We start from the raw sequence: 19,082 nt of genomic DNA on the forward strand, positions 1-19,082 counted from the left end.
CCGGCTCACGCGTCCGGCGGCAGATCGTCCGCATTCAGCCAGGTGAGCGACGCCGGCGCGAAGAGCAGCACGAGGACCGCCAGCGCGACGATCGCGACCGGCACCCCGATGAGGGGAAGTCCGCTGCCGGTGATGAGGGTGTAGGCCACCGGTAACAGCAGAATCTGCGCCATCAACGAGACCCCGCGACCCCAGCGCCGTCCGCGAGTCAGGGCGAGGCCTCCCGCGAAGACGCCGCCGCCGATCGCCGCGAACCACGCGGCGGTGCCGTACCCGCTGATCGCGGCCTCGTGGTGCCCTGCCATCTCGCGAATCACAAGGACCACCGCGACGATGAGACCCAGTGCACCCTGGACCGCCGTCACGTAGCCCGCCCAGCGGAGGGTGCTCGGGACGCCGGGAACTCGGCGGATGGGATCAGAACTGCTCACTACTCCAGGGTATGGCCGAGCACCCCCGACTCGTGAATCGGGCTCGTGCCCGATAGTGTGATGCCTCGTGCGCGTCATGCTCATCACCAATCCGTTCGCCACCTTCACGACTGCTGAGGGACGTGACGCGCTGGCCAACACTCTCGATTCCCGATATCACGTCGATGTGGAACACACCACACATCGCGGCCACGCCGGAGAACTCGGGGCGCGCGCGGCCGCCGAAGGCTACGACGCGGTGGTGGTGCACGGCGGCGACGGCTCGGTGAACGAGGCGGCCAACGGCATCCTCGGCTCCCCGGACTCCTTGTCCCGCCCTCCTTCGAGCCTGCCGGCTCTGGGCGTCGTTCCCGGAGGAAGCGCCAACGTCTTCGCGCGGGCCCTCGGGATCGACCGTGACCCCTTGACCGCGACCGCGCAACTCATGGCGATACTCGACCGCGGCGAACGCCGCTCGATCAGCCTCGGCCACACACTCAACCGCTGGTTCCTCTTCAACGCCGGTATGGGCATGGACGCGATCGTCGTCCGCCGGATGGAGGAACTGCGACACAAGGGCAAGAAGGCGACCGCGGGTCGCTACTTCCGGACCACGGTCAGTTCGTTCGTGAAACCCTCCATCACTCCCCCGACGTTCACCGTCGAAGTCCCCGGACGCCCCGCGATCGACGGCGTGCGGTTCGGCTTCGTCAGCAATACCGGCCCGTGGACCTACTTCGGCACTCGGGAGATCCGGACGAATCCGCACACCGACTTCGACCACGGACTCGGCATCTTCGCCGCCACGTCGGTCTCCGTGGCACGGAATGTGGTGCTCGGCGCTCGCCTCCTGGCCGGCACCGAACCCAGGGCTCACCATCTGTATCGCGACGACGATGTGGAATGGGTCCGATTCACTTCACCCGAGCCGGCCGACGTCCAGATGGACGGCGACTACCTGGGCGTTTACGACAAGATGGAGTTCGGCTACCGTCGCGCAGTACTGGATGTGGTGGCGGCGCAGAAGGCCGGTTAACCCCTGCGCTACTGGCCGGTAAGCACGTGTTGGGCCGCTTGCCAACCTGTTGTGATCTATCCGGCATTCGCCGCGCAGCTATAGCCAAGCGGCGATGCACAGTAGTACAACAGTTGTTGACGCAATCACCCACCCCCTGCCAAGCGACGTCCTGCGCCCCAAGCCAGGTGAATTCGGTATTGCAGCCCAAGTCGAATTTTGACGATCACGCATGCGTGCGCGACAACGCCGCAGGTTTAGAAGGAGTACGTAATGGACTGGCGCCACAAGGCTATTTGTCGTGACGAGGATCCGGAGCTGTTCTTTCCGGTCGGCACGTCGGGCCCGGCGATCGCCCAGGTTGCTGACGCGAAGCTGGTCTGCCAGCGCTGCCCGGTGACCGCTGAGTGCCTGGCATGGGCCCTTGAGACCGGTCAGGACGCCGGCGTCTGGGGCGGCATGAGCGAGGACGAGCGTCGCGCGCTCAAGCGCCGCAACGCGCGTACCCGCGCCCGCAGCGCCGTCTGACGCGACCCAGTTCACGAAGGGAGCCCCCGGTCCGAGACCGGGGGCTCCCTTCGTGCTTCGTTGCATGCGTCCATGTTCTCAGTGGAGGTCGGTCCTCAGTGGGGGCTCCTCAGTGCAGGGGAATGTCGAGCCGCACCCGGGTGCCGCCGGTCTCCGGCACCGGTGCGATCTCGATCTGCCCGCCGAGGTCGTTGGACACCAGAGTCCGGACGATCTGCAGTCCCAGCCGGTCCGAAGCCGCCAGATCGAACCCCTCCGGCAGACCGCACCCGTTATCGGTGACCGTCACCTGCAGGTCGCGCACGTCGCGGATCGCGCCGACCACGATCTCCGCACCGTCCTGACCCGGAGCGAAGCCGTGCTCGATCGAATTCTGGATCACCTCGGTGAGCACCATGACCAAAGGCATGGCCAGATCGGCGGGCAGGACTCCGAGTCGGTTCTCCCGCCGCACCGTCACGCGCGTACCGCCGTCGGGCAGCCACACGTCCACCAGCGACGACCCCAGTCGGTCGACCACGGTGTCGAGGTCCACCTCTTCGTCGACGCTGCCGGAGAGCATCTCGTGCACCAGCGCGATCGATGAGACGCGCCGTACCGCTTCTCCGAGGGCCGCGGTGGTCTCCGGGTTGCCCGAACGGCGCGCCTGCAGGCGCAGCAGCGCCGACACGCTCTGCAGGTTGTTCTTGACGCGATGATGGATCTCGCGGATCGTCGCGTCCTTGCTGATGAGCGCGAGATCGCGCCTGCGCACTTCGGTCACGTCGCGGATCAGCAGGACCGCTCCCCGCGACTGCCCCGCCGATCGGAGCGGCACCGCCCGCAGCAGCACGGTTGCGCGCCGCGCGTCGAGTTCCATCCGCAGCGCGATATCCGGTGAGGGCAGGCAGGCGCCGTCGGGGGTTCCGGCGGCCGCGGCGATCATCGCCTCGGCATCGGCAGACTCGAAGGGATCCGTCAGCAGGGCGGCGAGAACCTCAGCGATGCGCGAGCCGCCGAGGTCGGTGGTCCAGCCCATCCGGTGCACGGCCGACAGTGCATTGGGGCTGGCGTACGTGACCGAGCCATCGACCTCGATGCGGATGAACCCGTCACCCGCCCGTGGCGTCGACAGTCCGAGCGTATTGGCCTCGTCGAGCGGAAAGGCACCCTCGACGACCATCCGGCAGAGCGCCTCGGCGGCGTCGCGGTACGCGGATTCGAGTGGTGACGGCGGACGCGGATCGGAGGCGTCGCCGGCGCGGCCGAGCACCGCGATCACCTCGCCGTCGAAACCGACGGGGATGGCGGTGCGTTCGATGAGCACGTTCCCGAAACGGGTGGCGATGCCCTCGCGCTCGATGACCCCCGACCGCAGCGCCGCGGCCATCAGCGGGTTGGCGCCCTGGGCACTCGCCGGCCGGTCCACCCGATGCCCCACCTCGTCCCGGGGGAACACCGTCGACGCCGTGTTCGGCCGCACCTGAGCCACATAGACCAGGCTCGGGGGCTCTCCGCCCGCACGACCGTCCTCATCGGGGACCGCGAGGAGGTAGTCGGCGAAGGAGAGGTCGGCCAGCAACTGCCATTCGGCCACCAGCCGCTGGAGGTGCTCGGCGGCCGCCGCGGAAAGCGTCGTGTGCTCGGCGAGGAGATCAGTGAGTGTCGCCATGGGCGCGGTTCAGAGCGAGTCGGTGCGGCGGCCCGTAACGGTGGTCAGTCCTTCTCGTAGGTGGCGATGATGTCGCCGGCCTGGATCACGTCGCCGACGTTGACCTTGACCTCGGAGAGCACGCCGGCGTCCTCGGCCAGCACCGGGATCTCCATCTTCATCGACTCGAGCAGCACGAGGGTGTCGCCCACGTCGACCCGCTGACCGGCTTGCGCCGAGACCTCGAGGACAGTCGCAACGATTTCATTGACCACGTCTTCCGCCATGGATGACATGGTAACCGAGCGGCCGTTCGGCGCGTTCGCTTGTCGTCGTGATTAACGTCCGCGCCCGGCGACGTGAAATAATCGTCGTCGCATACCGGCCCGCACGATCTAAGGAGGTCCGTCATGGGTAAGCGCGGACGTAAGAAGCGCAGTCGTAAGAAGAACGCAGCCAACCACGGCAAGCGTCCCAACGCCTGAGTCGTCGCACTCAGCGACGACGAAGCGGCCCGGCTCCCCGAGGGGATCCGGGCCGCTTCGTCTGTTCTGGCGCGGTGTCAGTCGGACTCGACGCGGTACGTCGTCTGCCGGATGCTCACCGATCGGCGGATCTCGACGCGGAGCCGTTCGCGCAGACCGTCCGGGGCGTGGTCCCCGCCGCACTTGCGGCTGATCAGCTCCTTCAGCTGCTGCTGCACCCCGTAGTGCTCGAGGCAGGACGGGCACGCGTTCACGTGGCCCTCCAGTCGCTGGCGCGCACCGGCGTCGCACTCGTTGTCGAGGAGAAGCCAGATGTCTGCCAGGACCGCGGAGCAGTCCAGGTTCTCGAATTCACTCTCGCCGGCGCCACTCATTTCGCCACCTCGCTGGTCCGTCCGAAACCACGCTCCCGAGCGACGTCGGCCAGCAGATCGCGCAACTGGCGGCGGCCGCGGTGCAGACGCGACATGACGGTGCCGATCGGGGTGTCCATGATCTCGGCGATCTCCTTGTACGGGAGCCCTTCGACGTCGGCGTAATACACGGCCATCCGGAAGTCCTCCGGCAGCTTGCTCAACGCCTCTTTGATCTCGTCGTCCGGCAACGCGTCGAGCGCCTCGATCTCCGCCGAACGCAGACCCGTGGACGTGTGCTCCGCGTTGGCCGCGAGCTGCCAGTCGGTGATCTCGTCGGTCGGATACTGCGCCGGCTGGCGCTGCTTCTTGCGGTAGGAGTTGATGTAGGTGTTCGTCAGGATCCGGTACAACCAGGCCTTGAGATTGGTGCCCTCGCGGAACGACGCGAACGCCGAGAACGCCTTGATGTAGGTCTCCTGCACCAGGTCTTCGGCGTCGGCCGGGTTGCGCGTCATGCGCAGCGCGGCACCGTACATCTGGTCGAGGAGGGGCAACGCGTCCCGCTCGAACCGCTCGGTGAGCTGCTCGGGCGTCTCGGCCGGTGCTGGACTGTCAGATGACACGAACTTCCCTTCGCCGGAAATGTGCTCCACCAAGTCTAGCGATCCACGCGCCGCGCGGGCGCCCTCCGGCCGTCCACGCACGGTCGCACCACGGTCCAGGGTTGCTGCAGCCACGCCTGCGCCACCTCCTTCAGTCCGTCCACCCGAGTCGGGTCGTTCGCTCATCGACTCGGTCAACAACCCGTCCGCGCAGTTTGTTCCGGCGTGCCAGCATTGAAGGATGTGCGGACGCTATGCAGTGACCACCGACCCGGCCAGACTCGCCGCCGAGATCGACGCGGTGAACGAGGTGCCTGCGGACACGGTACGGGAGTCGTACAACGTCGCGCCGACCACGACGGTGATGACGGTGGTGCAACGCCACGAGCACGGTCGGCCCGACGACATCCCCGCGCGGCGCGTGCGGGCGATGCGGTGGGGCCTGGTGCCGTCGTGGACGAAGGAACTGGGCAAGGGGCCGCTGCTGTTCAACGCACGCGCCGAGACCCTCGCCGACAAACCGGCCTTCCGCGGGTCGCTGGGAGGCAAGCGGTGCCTGGTGCCGATGGACGGCTGGTACGAGTGGAAGCCCGGTCCGCCGGGAGCGAACGGCAAACCGACCAAGGTCCCGTTCTACATGACGCCCGCCGACGGCACCCGCCTGTTCATGGGCGGTCTGTGGGCGGCGTGGCGGCCGGCGCAGGCCCGCGCCGCCGGCGACGATTCGCAGTGGATCTCGAGTACGACGATCATCACCACCGACTCGGTGGGGCCGTTGCGCGAAGTCCATGACCGAATGCCGCTGATCATGCCGGTGGAGTTCTGGGACGCCTGGCTCGATCCCGATCACCGCGCGGATCCCGATCTGTTGGCGCCGCCGGCCGCCGAGTTGGCCGAGGCGATCGAGATCCGCGAGGTGTCGAGCCTGGTGAACCGTGTCGCAAACGACGGTCCCGAACTTCTCGAACCCGTCGGAACCGTGGGATAGTCGGTGGCCATGAGCCCTGAACGTCCCGGATTCCTGCAGAAGATCGGCTATCTGCTGGGCCGACCGCTGCCCCGATCGATGCGGGACTGGATCGTCGAGGACCTCACCGGTCCGGGACATATCCGTCGCTACGTGATCCGCGGGCTGCTGCCGGTGATCCCCCTGTTCGTCGCCTTCATGTTCATTCCGGGGATGCTGTGGGTGAAGCTGGGAATGGTGGTTCTGCTACTGATCCCGTTCCTGTACTTCCAGGTGGCGCTCAGCCGCGTCTACCGCCGACATCTGCTGGTCAACAACGGCCTCGACCCGGCGCTGCTCGACAAGGTCAGGATCCAGCGCGCCGATTCGATTCACGACGAGTACCGCGAGCGGTACGGGCGCTGAGCGGTAGTCGGGCAGCCGCCGCGGCGAGGATGCGCGCGAGGTAGCCGGGACGACTCCACATCGGCCAGTGTCCGGTCGGCAGGTCGACGAAGTCGACGTTCTCGAGGTTCAACACCTCGGCGAACATCGGGTGACCCGCTTCGGCCGACTCCATGATCCGCGCTGCCGGAATCGAGCAGCACACCAGAGTGGCCGGGACCGCCAGACGCGCGTCGTCGGTGAGTTCCACGCGCCCGCGCAGCACCGGACCGGGGCTCCGGCACTGCCCTGACTCGAAAACGGTCGAGAGCGTCGGGGCTCAGGCCCTCGAGATTGGCCTGCTGCCCGAGCACGTCGAAGGGCGGCAGGGGGGAGCTCGTCCGAGTCGTCGGACGCATCCGGTGCGAAGACGCTGCCGGAGGCGACCGGCCCACTGTCGACCCACACCACCCGGCCGATGAGTCCGGGATGGCGATCGAGCACAAGGCTCATCGGAGAATTGGCTCCGCTGTGCGCCACGACGACCACCGGCTGTGTCTCGGAGGCCTCAGCCCGGGTCATGGCCTGCTCGATCGCCGCCACTTGGTCATCGAGCGTTCTGGACGCCCTATGATCGCCGGGTCAGGTCTGACGGACGTAGGCGATACCCCTCCCCCACCGGTGCCGCGAGATCACGAGTACACGTAATCACTGACCGGGAAGTTGGCCTGCTCGTACAGCGTCGTCAGGGTCGCGTTGGGCCGCAGGAGCGTCGCCTCACCGTGCTGGTTGAAGTAGTAGCTGCGCGACGTGGAGCAATCACCGGCGTAGAACACCGACGATGCGAGGTTTCGGGTCGCGCGGTCGAGGAACTCGGCATTGGCCCGCTCCGTGACCTCGAAGCGAGTCGCACCGCGGCGGCGCATCTCCCCGAACAGCCTCGCGATGTGCTTCATCTGGCCTTCGATGGTGGTGAAGTACGACAATCCGCTGTACGAGTACGGGCTGTTCAGCGTCAGGAAGTTCGGGAACTTCGGAACACTGATCCCCTCGTACGCCTGAAACCTGCCCTCGCGCCACCACTTCCCGAGATCGCGGCCGTCACGGCCGACGATCGTGAACGCGGGAAAGTTCACATCCCACAGGTTGAACCCAGTCGCCAGGACCAGGGTGTCGACGTCGACCCGCCGTCCGTCGGCCAGGACGATTCCGCCGGGCACGACGGAATCGATCGTGGCCGTCTCGAGATGGACGGTCGGCTGGTTGAACACGCGGAAGTACGTGTTGGAGAACGTCGGCCGCTTGCAACCGAAGTCGTAATGCGGCGTCAACGCTCTCCTGATCGCCTCGTCGCGCACCTGCAGCCGCATGTGGGTCTTCGCGAGCAGCGCCGCGAGCCGATTGCCCGGCTTGGCCTGCCGGTAGTGCAGCACCCCGAATACCATCAACGCCTCGAGCAGCGAGGTGTTGACCGCGCGGGCCGCCTTCTGCGCCAACGGGATCCGGGCGAAGAGATGCTGCACGGGACGCGGGATCGGAAAGTCGATCTTCGGCACCACCCAGATGGGCGTCCGTTGGAAGACAGTGAGTTCGCGCGCCGTGCGGGCGATCTCGGGAATCAACTGCACCGCGGTGGCACCGGTCCCGATCACCGCGGCGCGCTTGCCGCCGAAGTCGTATCCGTCGGGCCACGCCGTGGTGTGAATGATGTCGCCCGCGAAGGTGTCGATCCCCGGGAAGTCGGGGGTGTGCGGCTGCGAGAGGAACCCGGTCGCGGTCACCAGGTACCGGGCCGTGCGGACTGTACCGTCGGCGGTGCGCACGGCCCAGCACTCCTTCGCCTCGTCCCAGTCGGCGCGCTCGACGACCGCCCCGAACTCCATATGGCGCCGGAGGTCGTACTTGTCGGCGACGTGTTCGGCGTACCTCTTGAGTTCGGCTCCGGGCGCGAACAGCCGCGACCAGTAGGGGTTGGGTTCGAAGGAGTACGAGTAGGTGACCGATGCGATGTCGACGGCCAGTCCCGGATAGTGGTTCACGTGCCAGGTGCCGCCGAGGTCGTCCTCCCGTTCGAGGATCGCGATGTCGTCGACGCCGAGCCGTTTGAACTCGATTCCCGCGCCCATGCCGCCGAAGCCCGCTCCGACGATCACCACCTCGTGGTCGACCCGTCGCTGACTCATCACCGTCTCCGATCCACGAACCTCTTTAGTGTGACGTGCAGTACACGTTAACTCGCGAGGCCGACGATGAACAGGTTCCGCGATCGCCGCGAGCATCGTTTGCGGGCCGGGGCACGGTTGGCATGATGGATTCGAGGGCCCGCATGCACGAGCCCTTCGCCCACCAGGCGCGCGAAGGGCGGGCCGGCCGCACGATCAGGGCCGAATCCGATTGACACACAAGAGAGTTGGAGCAGACATGGCCAAGAAGATCATTGCCACCGGTTACGGCGACCCGGCCGACGTCCTCGCGGTGACCGACGTCGACGTCCCCTCCCCCGGCCCCACCGACGTGGTCGTCGCCGTGCGCGCCGCCGGTCTCAACCCGTACGACGTGAAGCTCGTGCGCGGCGTCATGGGCACCAAACCCGAGAAGCTCCCGCTGTCGCTCGGCGCCGAGGTCGCGGGCGTCGTCCATGCCGCGGGCGCGGAGTCCGGATACCGAGCCGGCGACGAGGTGGTCGTCTACCCGGCGGCGGCCGCACTCGCCGAGTACGTCCTCGCCGACGCCGATCGCGTCCACCGCAAGCCGGCCGATCTAGGCTTCGCCGAGGCGTCGTCGTTGCTCTTGGCCGGCGTCACCGCGGTCGACACGCTCGCCACCCTCGGTGTCACCGGAGACGACGTCCTGTTGGTTCACGGTGGCGCCGGTGCGGTCGGGTCGATCGTCGTGAGCGAGGCGGTGGCCGCCGGAGCCACGGTCATCGCCACGGCCTCCGACCGCAACCACGATCATCTGCGCGAGTCGGGCGCGGTCCCGGTGGCGTACGGAGAGGGACTGGCCGAGGCCATCACCGAGGCTCGGGACGGCAAGCGCGTCACCGGGGTGATCGACACCGTCGGCACCGACGAGGCGATCGACGTCTCCCTCGACCTCGTCGCGCCGCACCGGATCGTGAGCGTTGCCGCGTGGGGCAGAGTCGACGACGGCATCGTCGTCGTCGACGGAAGCAGCGAGCAGAGTCGCCACCATCGCCGTGCGGCAGTCGAGCCGCTCCTCGAGGACGCCGCTTCCGGACGGATCACTGTCGATATCGCCCGCACCTTCGGGTTCGACGATGCGGCCGAGGCCTTCGACGAACTGCTCGGTGCGCACCCTCGCGGGAAGTACGTCTTCGAACCGAAATAGCGGGCGTTCGTACGGGGCGGCGTCAGGACTTGCGGCCGCCGAAGAAGAGCGCTCCCGCGCCGACGATCGCCAGCCCGATGAGGACCACCCAGAACGCGGCCTTCAGCAGCGGGCCGATGATCGACAGGGCGATCAGCACGGCGATGACGATCAGCACGATCTTCCAGACCGACGTGCTGTTGGACTTCCGGGGTTCCAGGTTTGTACTCATGACTCCACGGTGGTCGCTCCCGGCCGATATGTCACCCCTCGACCGCCGATACCAGGGAAAGTTCAGGGTCCTCCCGGACCGGTGGAATACCGAGAGGGCCCGCGGGCGTTGGTCGTTGAATGGCAGAGAACACGATTCCGGAGATCACCCTCAACAACGACGTCCGCATTCCGCAACTCGGGTTCGGCGTCTTCCAGATCGCACCCGCCGACACCAAGGAGGCCGTCCTGACGGCCTTGGAAGCCGGTTATCGCCACATCGACACCGCCCAGATGTACGGCAACGAGCGCGAGGTGGGCGAGGCCGTCCGAGAGTCCGGGCTCGACCGCGCCGAGATCTTCGTGACCAGCAAGCTCAACAACAACGCGCATGATCCGGAGGCGGCTCGCGACGCCACCGCGCGCAGCATCGACGCACTGGGCATCGGCCCGATGGATCTGTATCTGGTCCACTGGCCGATGCCCGCGGTCGGCGACTTCACCGATACCTGGCGTGCCATGGAGCGCTTCTACGAGGACGGACAGACGCGTGCGATCGGCGTCTCGAACTTCCAGATCGGACACCTCGAGCGACTGCTCGCCGAGACCGAGGTGGTGCCCGCGGTGAATCAGATCGAGGTCCACCCGTACCTCTCTCAGACCGAACTGCGCGAGTACAACGCGTCCAAGGGCATCGAGACCGAAGCGTGGTCGCCCATCGCCCAGGGCGACGTTCTCGACGACCCGGAGTTGAAGGCGATCGCGGCGCAGACGGGCCGGACGGTCGCGCAGGTGGTGCTGCGGTGGCATGTCCAGCTCGGCAACATCGTCTTTCCGAAGTCGACCACCCCGTCACGGATCGTCGAGAACCGGGACATCTTCGACTTCGAACTGACCGACGAGCAGATGTCCCGCATCGATTCGCTCAACGCCGACCGTCGCCGCGGCCCGAACCCGGACGAGTTCAACTGGATTCCCGAGTGAGCCCCGCACCCCGATAGCCCGAGGATCGATCCGGACTCCCCGCGCACCGGCGCGCGCACGACGCCGACCGGTGCGCGGGGATTCTGGTGTGCCGACCGCGCCGCATAGCATCGACGGTATGAAGTTCTCCCGCCGCGCCGAAGCCGTCAGCCCGTTCTACGCGATGGAATTCGGCAAGCACGCCGCGGCGCTCGAGGCACAGGGGCATCACGTCGTGAAGCTCAATCTCGGTGAACCCGATTTCGGAGCGCCTCCGGCGTTTCTGCGCGAGGTCCGGCGCATCAGCGACGGGCGGCCCCTCCCCTACACCGGTGCTCTCGGCCTCGACGACCTGCGGCGGGCGATCGCCGGATTCACCACCGAGCACTTCGGTGCACGAGTGGCGCCGGAACGCGTCGTGGTCACCACCGGTGCCTCGGCGGCGCTGCTCCTGTCCTGCGCGGCCCTGATCGATCCCGGTGACGAGGTGCTGGTGGCCGACCCCTCGTACCCGTGCAACCGGCGTTTCGCCGAGAGCTTCGGCGGCCGAGTGCGGTTGCTGGAGACCTCGCCGGCGACGCGTTTCCAGCTCGACGCGCAAACGGTGGCAGACCGATGGCGCCCCGAGACGCGCGGGGTGATGGCGGCGACTCCGTCGAATCCCACGGGTACGTCACTGCCGCACACCGAGCTGGTCGAGTTGTGCGGAACGGTCTCCGAACGCGGAGGGTGGCGCATCGTCGACGAGATCTACCTCGGCCTGGCCGATGACGGGCCGGACGGGCCGCCCCGCAGTGTCGCGGCCGACGACCCGGGCGCCATCGTGATCAACAGCTTCTCGAAGTACTTCGGTATGACGGGCTGGCGGCTCGGATGGGCCATCGTGCCGGAGGCGATGATCCCCGTCGCCGAGCGGCTCGCCCAGAACTACTACATCTGCCCGCCGACACCGTCTCAAGTCGCCGCGCTCACGTGCTTCGAGCCCGAGACCCTCGCAGTGGCCGAGGACCGTCGCGCTCAGTTCCGGGCACGTCGCCGACTGGTTCTCGACGGGCTGGAGCGCATCGGTCTCGATGTGCCGGTCCGGCCCGACGGCGCCTTCTACGTCTACCTCGACGTGTCGGGCACCGGGCTCACGTCCAGCGAGTTCTGCGAGACCGCCCTCGCGCAGGCCCACGTGGCGCTGACCCCCGGCAAGGACTTCGGCGACGCCGGAGCGGAGCGCTTCGTCCGGCTCAGCTACGCGGCGTCCGAAGAGGATCTCGCCCTGGCGATCGACCGACTGGGCGACCTGATGAACCGGATCTGATCGCGGCGTTCTGCCCGACAGGCTAAGAATGTCGCATGCGCCTTCGACGACGGTCCCTGTTCGCCTCGGTCGCGATCGCGACGGTCTCGGGCGTAGCCTCGTGCACCGCGGCACCGCCCGACATGGGCGAACTCCCGCCGACCGCGATCGCGGCGATCTCCGTCGGTCAGGTGGTTCTGCCGAACCCGACCTCGGCCGCGAACGTGATCGTCGCGTTCGACGCGAAAGGCGACGAGGTCGGCCGGATCACCGGCGGCAGCGAGTACGACTCGACCGTGGCGCGGCTCGGCGACGGGATCTTCGGCATCGCCGGAAGCGGTGCCGTGGTGCTGCGGCCCGGGGAGAAGACCGTGACCGGCCCCGGAGGCCGCCGACGCATCGTCGGCTCCGCAACCGACCCCGACACCGGGCACGCCGTCATGTGGAACACCTTCGACACCACCCGGTACGTGCTCGTCGATCCCCACCGCAAGCCGTTCGGATCCGAGATCCCGGGCCGGCTCGCCATGGTCGCGCACTGTGAACACGGCTGGTACGCGGCCACCACCGAGACCGGACGCCCCTCGTCACGCGTCCAGCTCCGGCGCCTCGGCGAACCTGGCGCGAGCGTCGCGGTCGACCTGCCTGCGGATGTCTTCACCCGACTGCCGGCGGTCTGCGCCCCGAACGGTCGCGACCTCATCACGCTGCTGAAACCGATCGACGACGACACCGGCCCGCTACTGATGTCCATCGATCCCGAAACCGGGCGAACGGTGTCTCGCGAATTGGCCGGGCCGGATCATCCGTTGCGCGGCCATGTTCAGGCCTTCACCCGTCTCGACCACGATGTGTACCTCATCGGCTCGGACAACGGGGTGTACCGGTCACCGGTGTCCGGAGAACCCGCGGCGCCGGACAAGGTCTGGCAACTCCCCGGCGCCCACTCGACGACCAGGATGTTCGTGAGCGGAGCCAAGGTGCTCGTGGTATCCGGGCGAGACGAACCCGCCTACGGCGAGTACGACCTGCGGACCGGACGCCAGATCCGCGCACCGATTCGGCTCCCGTGGCTGCCGGGTCTCACCGACGGAGGGATCGACGTCACCGGCGCCGCGGACGTCATACGCTCAGCGCCTCGGCCAACCGCTCCACGAACACCGCCTGGGCGGCGTTGAGCTTGATCCGCGCCGCGTCAGCCCCGAACCACTCCCCACGGTCGATCTCGGGGAACTCCTGCACCCGGCCCGACTTGGGCGGCCACACCGTCTCGAAGGTGTTGCTCACGATGGCGCCGGCGTCGAGATCGCCCTCGAGTGCGAAGCCGACGACGCGTTTGCCGCTGCGCAGTCGGACCTCGCCGAGGTCGATTGCCGGGCCGTCGGGCGCAGGCCGACCGGTCTCTTCGGCGAACTCGCGGCGGGCGGCCGCGAGCGGCTCCTCGCCCTCGTCGATCAGCCCCTTCGGGATCGACCACGCACCGTCGTCCCTGCGTGCGAAGAACGGGCCGCCCGGATGCACCAGCAGCACCTCGAATCCCGCCGGCCGACGGCGGTAGAGCAGGATTCCGGCGCTGAACTGGGCCTTGGGCATGCGACCAGGGTAGGCCCCACGACTACGGTGGAGCCATGGAGATCCTTTCGAGCCGGACCCTGCTGATCTCACCCGACCCCGAGGCGCTGACCGCCTTCTACCGCGACCGACTGCGACTGGCGGTGGCCCGCGAGTACCCGGGCGGCACCGTCTTCCACGCGGGCACGGGTCTGATCGAGATTCCCGCGCACATGGCCGCCACCGCCGCCGGCGAGACCGGTGACGTGCTGTGGCTGCAAGTCCGCGACATCGCCGCCACCCGGGAGGCCCTCGCCGCCGAACAGGTCCCGATCGTCGCCGAACCGGAGACCAAACCGTGGGGCCTGATCGAGATGACCGTGGCCGATCCCGATGGGCGCCGCCTGATCGTGGTCGAGATCCCCGCGGACCATCCGCTGCGCCGGGACGTGCGCGGTTGACGACGTGAGAGACTGAAACCCATGAGCAATTGGGTCGCGCCCTTCCTTGACCGCCCCGTCGACTCCGTGGTCGACCTCCCCGGCTCCAAGTCCATCACCAATCGCGCGCTCATCCTGGCCGCGCTCGCCACCGGCCCGTCCCGCATCACCGGCACCCTCCGATCCCGCGACACCGACCTCATGCTCGATGGACTCGCCGCCATCGGGGTCGGCGTCGACTGCCACCCGGACGACCCGACCACCGTCGACATCACTCCGCGTCCCCTGCATGCCGGCTCCATCGACTGCGGCCTGGCCGGGACCGTGATGCGTTTCCTGCCCGCGGTGGCGGCGCTCGCGACCGGCGACGTGACCTTCGACGGCGACGAACAGGCGCGCAGCCGACCGCTCGGCACCGTCCTCGACGCGCTCCGTGCGCTCGGCGCCGAGATCGACGGCGACGGGCTGCCGTTCACCGTTCACGGCCGGGGCGGGGTGCCGGGCGGACCGGTCACCATCGACGCATCGGCCTCGTCCCAGTTCGTCTCCGGTCTTCTGCTGTCGGCCGCCCGTTTCGAATCCGGCATCTCGATCACCCACTCCGGGGCACCGGTGCCGTCCATGCCGCACATCGACATGACCGTGGAAATGCTCGAAAAGGCCGGCGTCCGAGTGGAGTTCGATGCGACGGCCACCCGCTGGCGGGTGGCGCCGACGGCCGTCACAGCCGTCGACTGGACAGTGGAGCCGGACCTGTCGAACGCTGCCGCCTTCCTCGCGGCCGCACCGGCCACCGGCGGGCGGGTCAGCGTGCCGCGCTGGCCCGCCACCACCACCCAGCCGGGGTCCGCGATCGTCGGCATTCTGGAACGGATGGGCGCTTCGGTCGTCCACGCGCCCGACGGCCTCCTCACGGTCCGCGGCAACGGCCGCCCGAGGGCGATCGAGGTGGATCTGCACGAGGTGGGCGAGTTGACTCCGACGGTCGCCGCCCTGTGCGCGCTCGCCGACGGCACCTCCGTACTGCGCGGCATCGCCCACCTCCGAGGCCACGAGACCGATCGGCTCTCCGCGTTGAGCACCGAGATCAACCGCATCGGCGGGCAGTGCCGGGAGACTGACGACGGCCTCGTCATCACCGGGCGCGAGGCAGCCGACCTGGAACCCGCACTCTGGCACAGTTACGCCGACCACCGCATGGCCACGGCGGGCGCCCTCATCGGCCTCCGCGTCGACGGTCTCACCGTCGAGAACGTCGAGACCACCGCGAAGACCCTGCCCGATTTCGTGAAGATGTGGGAGGCGATGGCGGGGACCGCATCGTGAGCACCCGGGCGGGAACGGTTCGCGGCCGCACCTACGACGAGTCCGACGTACGGATCCGGCCCGGCAAGGGCAGTCGGCCGCGCACCAAGAACCGTCCGGCGCACGACGACGCCGAGACGGCCATGGTGGTCTCGGTGGATCGCGGCCGCTGGGGTTGCGTTCTGGACGGCGATCCCTCCCGCCCGCTCGTCACCATGCGCGCCCGCGAACTCGGCCGGACGCCGATCGTGGTCGGCGACCGCGTGGGTGTCGTCGGCGACCTCTCCGGCCGCCCCGACACGCTCGCCCGCATCGTCCGGGTCGACGACCGCAGCACGGTGCTCCGCCGCACCGCGGACGACAACGATCCGTACGAGCGGATCGTGGTCGCCAACGCCGACCGATTGCTGATCGTCACCGCGCTGGCCGACCCGCCGCCCCGGACCGGTTTCGTCGAACGCGCCCTGGCCGCGGCGTACGCCGGCGGACTGTCGCCGATCCTGTGTCTGACCAAGTCAGATCTCGCCGAGCCAGAGGAGTTCGCCGCACACTTCGCCGACCTCGAACTGCCGGTGGTGACGGCGGGTCGCGACGACGACCTCGGTCCCCTGTGGGACACCCTCGACGGTCACCTCACCGCCCTCATCGGACACTCCGGCGTCGGCAAGTCGACTCTCGTCAACCGGCTCGTCCCCGATGCGGACCGGGCCACCGGCGAAGTGTCCGGCGTCGGCAAGGGCCGCCACACGTCGACACAATCGGTGGCACTGCCGCTGCCCGGAGAATCCCCCGGGGCGCCGCCGCGCGGCTGGGTGGTCGACACCCCGGGCATCCGCTCGTTCGGCCTCGCGCACGTGACGCCGGATCAGATCGTCGACGCCTTCGACGATCTGCGCGACGCGATCGACGACTGCCCGCGCGGCTGCACCCACCTCGGCCCGCCGGCCGATCCCGAATGTGCGCTCGACGCACTCACCGGCAGCTCCCATCGGCGGGCGATGGCCGTGCGGGAACTGCTCAGGTCCGCGACGTCCACCGCTGCGGACGAGACACCGGTTCAGCAGCCGGAGGGCTGACCGCGGACGGCGGCCAGCCGTGCGGCATCAGCGGCGCCGTTCGGTGCGCCGGCGGCTCCGTCGCCTGGCGCGCACTTGCGCCAGCGCGGTCTTGAGCCCGCCGCCGAGCTTCGGCAGTCCGTCGAACCGGCGCTCAGAGGCGGTCTCGGGCGCGTCGTCGCTGGTCGCGATGAGGAAGCGGTCCGGCAGCGCGAGTTTGTTGATGGTCCGCAGCGTACGGAGGTACTGCATGGTGAGCGAACCGGTGTTGTACGGCAGGTCGTACTTCTCGCACAATTCGCGCACCCGCACCGAGATCTCGGCCATCCGGTTGCTCGGCAGATCGGGGTACAGATGATGCTCGATCTGGTAGCAGAGGTTGCCGCTGAGGAAGGCCAGCGCGGGCCCGGCCTCGAAGTTGGCCGTCCCCAGCATCTGGCGCAGGTACCACTGGCCGGACGTCTCGTCCTCGAGTGTCTCGACGGTGAACTTCTCCGCACCGTCGGGGAAGTGCCCGCAGAAGATGACCACGTAGGCCCAGAGATTCCGGATGAGGTTGGCCGTCAGATTCGCTGTCAGCGTGCGCGTGAAGTTGGGGCCCGACAGCGCCGGGAACAGGACGTAGTCCTTGCCGATCTGCCGGACGATCTTGCGCGCGAACAATTCGATCTCCGGACGCGCCTGCTCCATCGGTTTGCGGCCGGCGATGACCTCTTTGAGGTCGAGGTCGTGCAGGCCGATGCCCCACTCGAAGGTGGCGGCGAGCATGAGATTGAACAGCGGCTGGAACGCGCGGCGGGGTTCCCACGGCTCGTCGCGCGTCACCCGGAGGATCTTGTAACCCACATCGTGATCCATGCCGATCACGTTGGTGTACTTGTGATGGATGTAGTTGTGGGAGTGCTTCCAGTGAGGTGAGGCGCAGACCATGTCCCACTCCCACGTCGTGGAGTGCACCTCGGGATCGTTCATCCAGTCCCACTGGCCGTGCATCACATTGTGGCCGAGTTCCATGTTCTCGATGATCTTGGCGACCGACAGTGCGCCGGTGCCGAGCAGCCACAGCGACCGGCGGTGGCTGCCGAGCAGTGCGAGCCGGCCCAGGACCTCGAGTCCGCGCTGGGCGTAGATGGTCCGCCGCAGGTAGCGGCGGTCCTGCTCGCCCAGACTCGACTCGATCTCGCGGCGCAGCATATCGAGTTCCGCACCCAGTGCCTCGACATCGGCGTCCGTCAGGTGCGCGTACTCATTGATATCTGAAATCGCCATCGATCACATTATGCCCGCGCGGGTGCGCGGCGGCTCCTCCGGCGCTCATTCAGGCTCACGATCGCAGTCTTGAGGCCCCGGCGACGTCCGGTCGCGGGATCGACCGTCGACACCAGACGCACCTGTTCGGACTCCTTGAACCGCCTCTCCGAGGCGGTCTCCGGAGCGTCGTCCACCGTGCCCGAGAGGTACTTGTTCGGCAACGACAGCTTGGCGATGGTGCGCCACGACTTCGCGTACTGCACGGGGAACGAACCCGTCGTGTACGGCAGGTCGTACTCCGCGCACAGCGCCTGCACCCGCACCGCGATCTCCGCGAGCCGATTGCTGGGCAGATCGGGGAAGATGTGGTGCTCGATCTGGTACGAGAGGTTCCCGCTCATGAAGGCCAGGACCGGGCCCGACCGGAAGTTGGCGCTTCCGAGCATCTGGCGCAGGTACCACTCACCGCGAGTCTCGCTGTCGACGTCCTGCTTGGTGAACTTCTCCGCACCGTCCGGGAAGTGCCCGCAGAAGATGACCGCGTTCGACCACACATTGCGGATCACGTTGGCCATCACATTCGCGGTGAAGGCCTTGCGGGCCCCGGAGCGCGAGCGGGTGACGGCCCCGACGAGCGCCGGGTACACCACGTAGTCCTTACCCGCCTGGCGCCCGATCTTGACGCCCACGTCGCGCAGGTCCTTCCGGAACTGGTCCTTCTCCTCCTGCGTCCGGCGCTTGCGTCCCAACTCGAGATGTTGCGCGGCGACACCGTACTGGAAAGCGAGCGCCAGGACCGTGTTGTAGGCGATGTTGCCGAGGTTGAACGGCCGCCAGCGCTGGTCGCGCGTCACGCGGAGCAGGCCGTAGCCCACATCGTCGTCCATGCCGAGCACGTTGGTGTACTTGTGATGGATGAAGTTGTGCGTGTGCTTCCAGTGAGCACTGGGTCCGGTGTTGTCCCATTCCCACGAAGTGGAATGCACCTCGGGATCGTTCATCCAATCCCACTGCCCGTGCATCACGTTGTGCCCGAGCTCCATGTTCTCGACAATCTTCGCGACTCCGAGAGCCGACGCCCCGGCCCACCACAGAGCCCGATTGCGCGCACCGAAGGTCAGCGCGCGACCGGCGGCCTCGAGCGTCCGCTGGAATGCGATCGTGTTGCGGATGTACCGCGCGTCGCGTTCACCGCGATCGGCTTCGATGTCCGCGCGGATCTGGTCGAGCTTCGCACCCAGTTCTTCGACGTCCGCGTCGGTCAGATGGGCGTATTCGGGGATGTCGGAGATCGCCATGCCACTCCTCGTTGCCTACGACTTCGTAACTTACG

The 19,082-nt window shown here is 68.0% G+C and carries 23 protein-coding genes; 12 read left to right on the forward strand and 11 right to left on the reverse strand.

Going from position 1 to position 19,082, the window contains the following annotated elements; translation table 11 throughout:
• Window positions 1-5: 5 nt before the first annotated feature.
• Window positions 6-431, reverse strand: coding sequence for a hypothetical protein (locus tag GSI01S_RS05765; protein WP_039867043.1), 426 nt, complete (start codon window positions 429-431; stop codon window positions 6-8).
• 67 nt (window positions 432-498) lie between these two features.
• Here GSI01S_RS05765 and GSI01S_RS05770 point away from each other — a divergent pair, with 67 nt between their 5' ends.
• Both GSI01S_RS05770 and GSI01S_RS05775 read left to right on the forward strand, forming a co-directional pair.
• Window positions 499-1,446: a diacylglycerol/lipid kinase family protein gene (locus tag GSI01S_RS05770; protein WP_006895532.1), complete on the forward strand. Its 948-nt coding sequence runs from the start codon at window positions 499-501 to the stop codon at window positions 1,444-1,446.
• Window positions 1,447-1,698: 252 nt separating this feature from the next.
• On the forward strand, window positions 1,699-1,953 hold the full coding sequence (locus GSI01S_RS05775) for a WhiB family transcriptional regulator (protein ID WP_006895533.1): 255 nt from the start codon (window positions 1,699-1,701) through the stop codon (window positions 1,951-1,953).
• A 109-nt stretch (window positions 1,954-2,062) separates the two neighbouring features.
• On the opposite strand, the gene GSI01S_RS05780 is transcribed toward GSI01S_RS05775, so the two are convergent.
• Window positions 2,063-3,604, reverse strand: coding sequence for a sensor histidine kinase (locus GSI01S_RS05780; RefSeq protein ID WP_006895534.1), 1,542 nt, complete (start codon window positions 3,602-3,604; stop codon window positions 2,063-2,065).
• A gap of 44 nt (window positions 3,605-3,648) precedes the next feature.
• Window positions 3,649-3,870: a biotin/lipoyl-binding carrier protein gene (locus GSI01S_RS05785; RefSeq protein WP_006895535.1), complete on the reverse strand. Its 222-nt coding sequence runs from the start codon at window positions 3,868-3,870 to the stop codon at window positions 3,649-3,651.
• Window positions 3,871-3,993: 123 nt separating this feature from the next.
• Here GSI01S_RS05785 and GSI01S_RS20760 point away from each other — a divergent pair, with 123 nt between their 5' ends.
• On the forward strand, window positions 3,994-4,068 hold the full coding sequence (locus tag GSI01S_RS20760) for a 50S ribosomal protein bL37 (protein ID WP_371865352.1): 75 nt from the start codon (window positions 3,994-3,996) through the stop codon (window positions 4,066-4,068).
• Between the two features lie 77 nt (window positions 4,069-4,145).
• Here GSI01S_RS20760 and rsrA read toward each other — a convergent pair whose 3' ends face one another.
• Together rsrA and GSI01S_RS05795 are read right to left on the reverse strand one after the other, a co-directional pair.
• Window positions 4,146-4,442: a mycothiol system anti-sigma-R factor gene (gene rsrA / locus GSI01S_RS05790; protein ID WP_006895536.1), complete on the reverse strand. Its 297-nt coding sequence runs from the start codon at window positions 4,440-4,442 to the stop codon at window positions 4,146-4,148.
• The gene (locus tag GSI01S_RS05795) at window positions 4,439-5,212 is read right to left on the reverse strand and encodes a sigma-70 family RNA polymerase sigma factor (protein ID WP_411815630.1); all 774 of its coding nucleotides are present in this window, start codon (window positions 5,210-5,212) and stop codon (window positions 4,439-4,441) included. Before GSI01S_RS05795 ends, rsrA begins: the two co-directional genes overlap by 4 nt.
• Window positions 5,213-5,267: 55 nt before the next feature.
• On the opposite strand from GSI01S_RS05795, the gene GSI01S_RS05800 reads away from it, so the two are divergent.
• Window positions 5,268-6,014: an SOS response-associated peptidase gene (locus GSI01S_RS05800; RefSeq protein ID WP_006895538.1), complete on the forward strand. Its 747-nt coding sequence runs from the start codon at window positions 5,268-5,270 to the stop codon at window positions 6,012-6,014.
• 9 nt (window positions 6,015-6,023) lie between these two features.
• A complete protein-coding gene (locus GSI01S_RS05805; RefSeq protein WP_006895539.1) occupies window positions 6,024-6,398 on the forward strand; it encodes a DUF5313 family protein in 375 nt (124 codons plus the stop codon).
• On the opposite strand, the gene GSI01S_RS20470 is transcribed toward GSI01S_RS05805, so the two are convergent.
• Both GSI01S_RS20470 and GSI01S_RS05815 read right to left on the reverse strand, forming a co-directional pair.
• Window positions 6,340-6,642 carry a hypothetical protein gene (locus GSI01S_RS20470; protein ID WP_006895540.1) on the reverse strand — a complete coding sequence of 101 codons (303 nt, stop codon included), beginning with the start codon at window positions 6,640-6,642 and terminating at the stop codon, window positions 6,340-6,342. The genes GSI01S_RS05805 and GSI01S_RS20470 overlap by 59 nt on opposite strands.
• Window positions 6,643-7,048: 406 nt before the next feature.
• On the reverse strand, window positions 7,049-8,539 hold the full coding sequence (locus GSI01S_RS05815; protein ID WP_006895541.1) for a flavin-containing monooxygenase: 1,491 nt from the start codon (window positions 8,537-8,539) through the stop codon (window positions 7,049-7,051).
• Between the two features lie 238 nt (window positions 8,540-8,777).
• Here GSI01S_RS05815 and GSI01S_RS05820 point away from each other — a divergent pair, with 238 nt between their 5' ends.
• The gene (locus GSI01S_RS05820; protein WP_006895542.1) at window positions 8,778-9,707 is read left to right on the forward strand and encodes a quinone oxidoreductase family protein; all 930 of its coding nucleotides are present in this window, start codon (window positions 8,778-8,780) and stop codon (window positions 9,705-9,707) included.
• Between the two features lie 22 nt (window positions 9,708-9,729).
• On the opposite strand, the gene GSI01S_RS05825 is transcribed toward GSI01S_RS05820, so the two are convergent.
• On the reverse strand, window positions 9,730-9,918 hold the full coding sequence (locus tag GSI01S_RS05825) for a hypothetical protein (RefSeq protein WP_039867048.1): 189 nt from the start codon (window positions 9,916-9,918) through the stop codon (window positions 9,730-9,732).
• A 119-nt stretch (window positions 9,919-10,037) separates the two neighbouring features.
• On the opposite strand from GSI01S_RS05825, the gene GSI01S_RS05830 reads away from it, so the two are divergent.
• The 3 genes from GSI01S_RS05830 (at window position 10,038) to GSI01S_RS05840 (ending at window position 13,325) form a co-directional block, all read left to right on the forward strand.
• On the forward strand, window positions 10,038-10,880 hold the full coding sequence (locus tag GSI01S_RS05830; protein ID WP_006895543.1) for an aldo/keto reductase: 843 nt from the start codon (window positions 10,038-10,040) through the stop codon (window positions 10,878-10,880).
• Between the two features lie 118 nt (window positions 10,881-10,998).
• The gene (locus GSI01S_RS05835; RefSeq protein ID WP_006895544.1) at window positions 10,999-12,168 is read left to right on the forward strand and encodes an aminotransferase class I/II-fold pyridoxal phosphate-dependent enzyme; all 1,170 of its coding nucleotides are present in this window, start codon (window positions 10,999-11,001) and stop codon (window positions 12,166-12,168) included.
• Between the two features lie 35 nt (window positions 12,169-12,203).
• Window positions 12,204-13,325, forward strand: a complete 1,122-nt coding sequence (locus tag GSI01S_RS05840; protein WP_006895545.1) for a hypothetical protein — start codon at window positions 12,204-12,206, stop codon at window positions 13,323-13,325.
• Here GSI01S_RS05840 and GSI01S_RS05845 read toward each other — a convergent pair.
• Window positions 13,270-13,740: an NUDIX hydrolase gene (locus tag GSI01S_RS05845; protein WP_006895546.1), complete on the reverse strand. Its 471-nt coding sequence runs from the start codon at window positions 13,738-13,740 to the stop codon at window positions 13,270-13,272. The two genes, GSI01S_RS05840 and GSI01S_RS05845, sit on opposite strands and share 56 nt — an antisense overlap.
• A 35-nt stretch (window positions 13,741-13,775) precedes the next feature.
• Here GSI01S_RS05845 and GSI01S_RS05850 point away from each other — a divergent pair, with 35 nt between their 5' ends.
• From GSI01S_RS05850 to rsgA, 3 genes are read left to right on the forward strand one after another with little or no spacing between them, the layout of a single operon-like run.
• Window positions 13,776-14,159, forward strand: a complete 384-nt coding sequence (locus GSI01S_RS05850) for a VOC family protein (RefSeq protein ID WP_006895547.1) — start codon at window positions 13,776-13,778, stop codon at window positions 14,157-14,159.
• A gap of 21 nt (window positions 14,160-14,180) precedes the next feature.
• On the forward strand, window positions 14,181-15,464 hold the full coding sequence (gene aroA / locus GSI01S_RS05855; protein WP_006895548.1) for a 3-phosphoshikimate 1-carboxyvinyltransferase: 1,284 nt from the start codon (window positions 14,181-14,183) through the stop codon (window positions 15,462-15,464).
• On the forward strand, window positions 15,461-16,519 hold the full coding sequence (gene rsgA / locus GSI01S_RS05860) for a ribosome small subunit-dependent GTPase A (RefSeq protein ID WP_006895549.1): 1,059 nt from the start codon (window positions 15,461-15,463) through the stop codon (window positions 16,517-16,519). The genes aroA and rsgA overlap by 4 nt, the downstream gene beginning before the upstream one ends.
• 27 nt (window positions 16,520-16,546) lie before the next feature.
• On the opposite strand, the gene GSI01S_RS05865 is transcribed toward rsgA, so the two are convergent.
• Both GSI01S_RS05865 and GSI01S_RS05870 read right to left on the reverse strand, forming a co-directional pair.
• Entirely contained in the window at window positions 16,547-17,767 is a 1,221-nt protein-coding gene (locus GSI01S_RS05865; protein WP_006895550.1) for a fatty acid desaturase family protein, read from the reverse strand.
• An 8-nt stretch (window positions 17,768-17,775) separates the two neighbouring features.
• Complete coding sequence (locus tag GSI01S_RS05870) at window positions 17,776-19,047, reverse strand: fatty acid desaturase family protein (RefSeq protein ID WP_006895551.1); 1,272 nt, start codon at window positions 19,045-19,047, stop codon at window positions 17,776-17,778.
• Between the last annotated feature and the right edge of the window lie 35 nt (window positions 19,048-19,082).

Origin of the sequence: Gordonia sihwensis NBRC 108236 (assembly GCF_000333035.1) — a bacterium.
Classification (GTDB): domain Bacteria; phylum Actinomycetota; class Actinomycetes; order Mycobacteriales; family Mycobacteriaceae; genus Gordonia; species Gordonia sihwensis.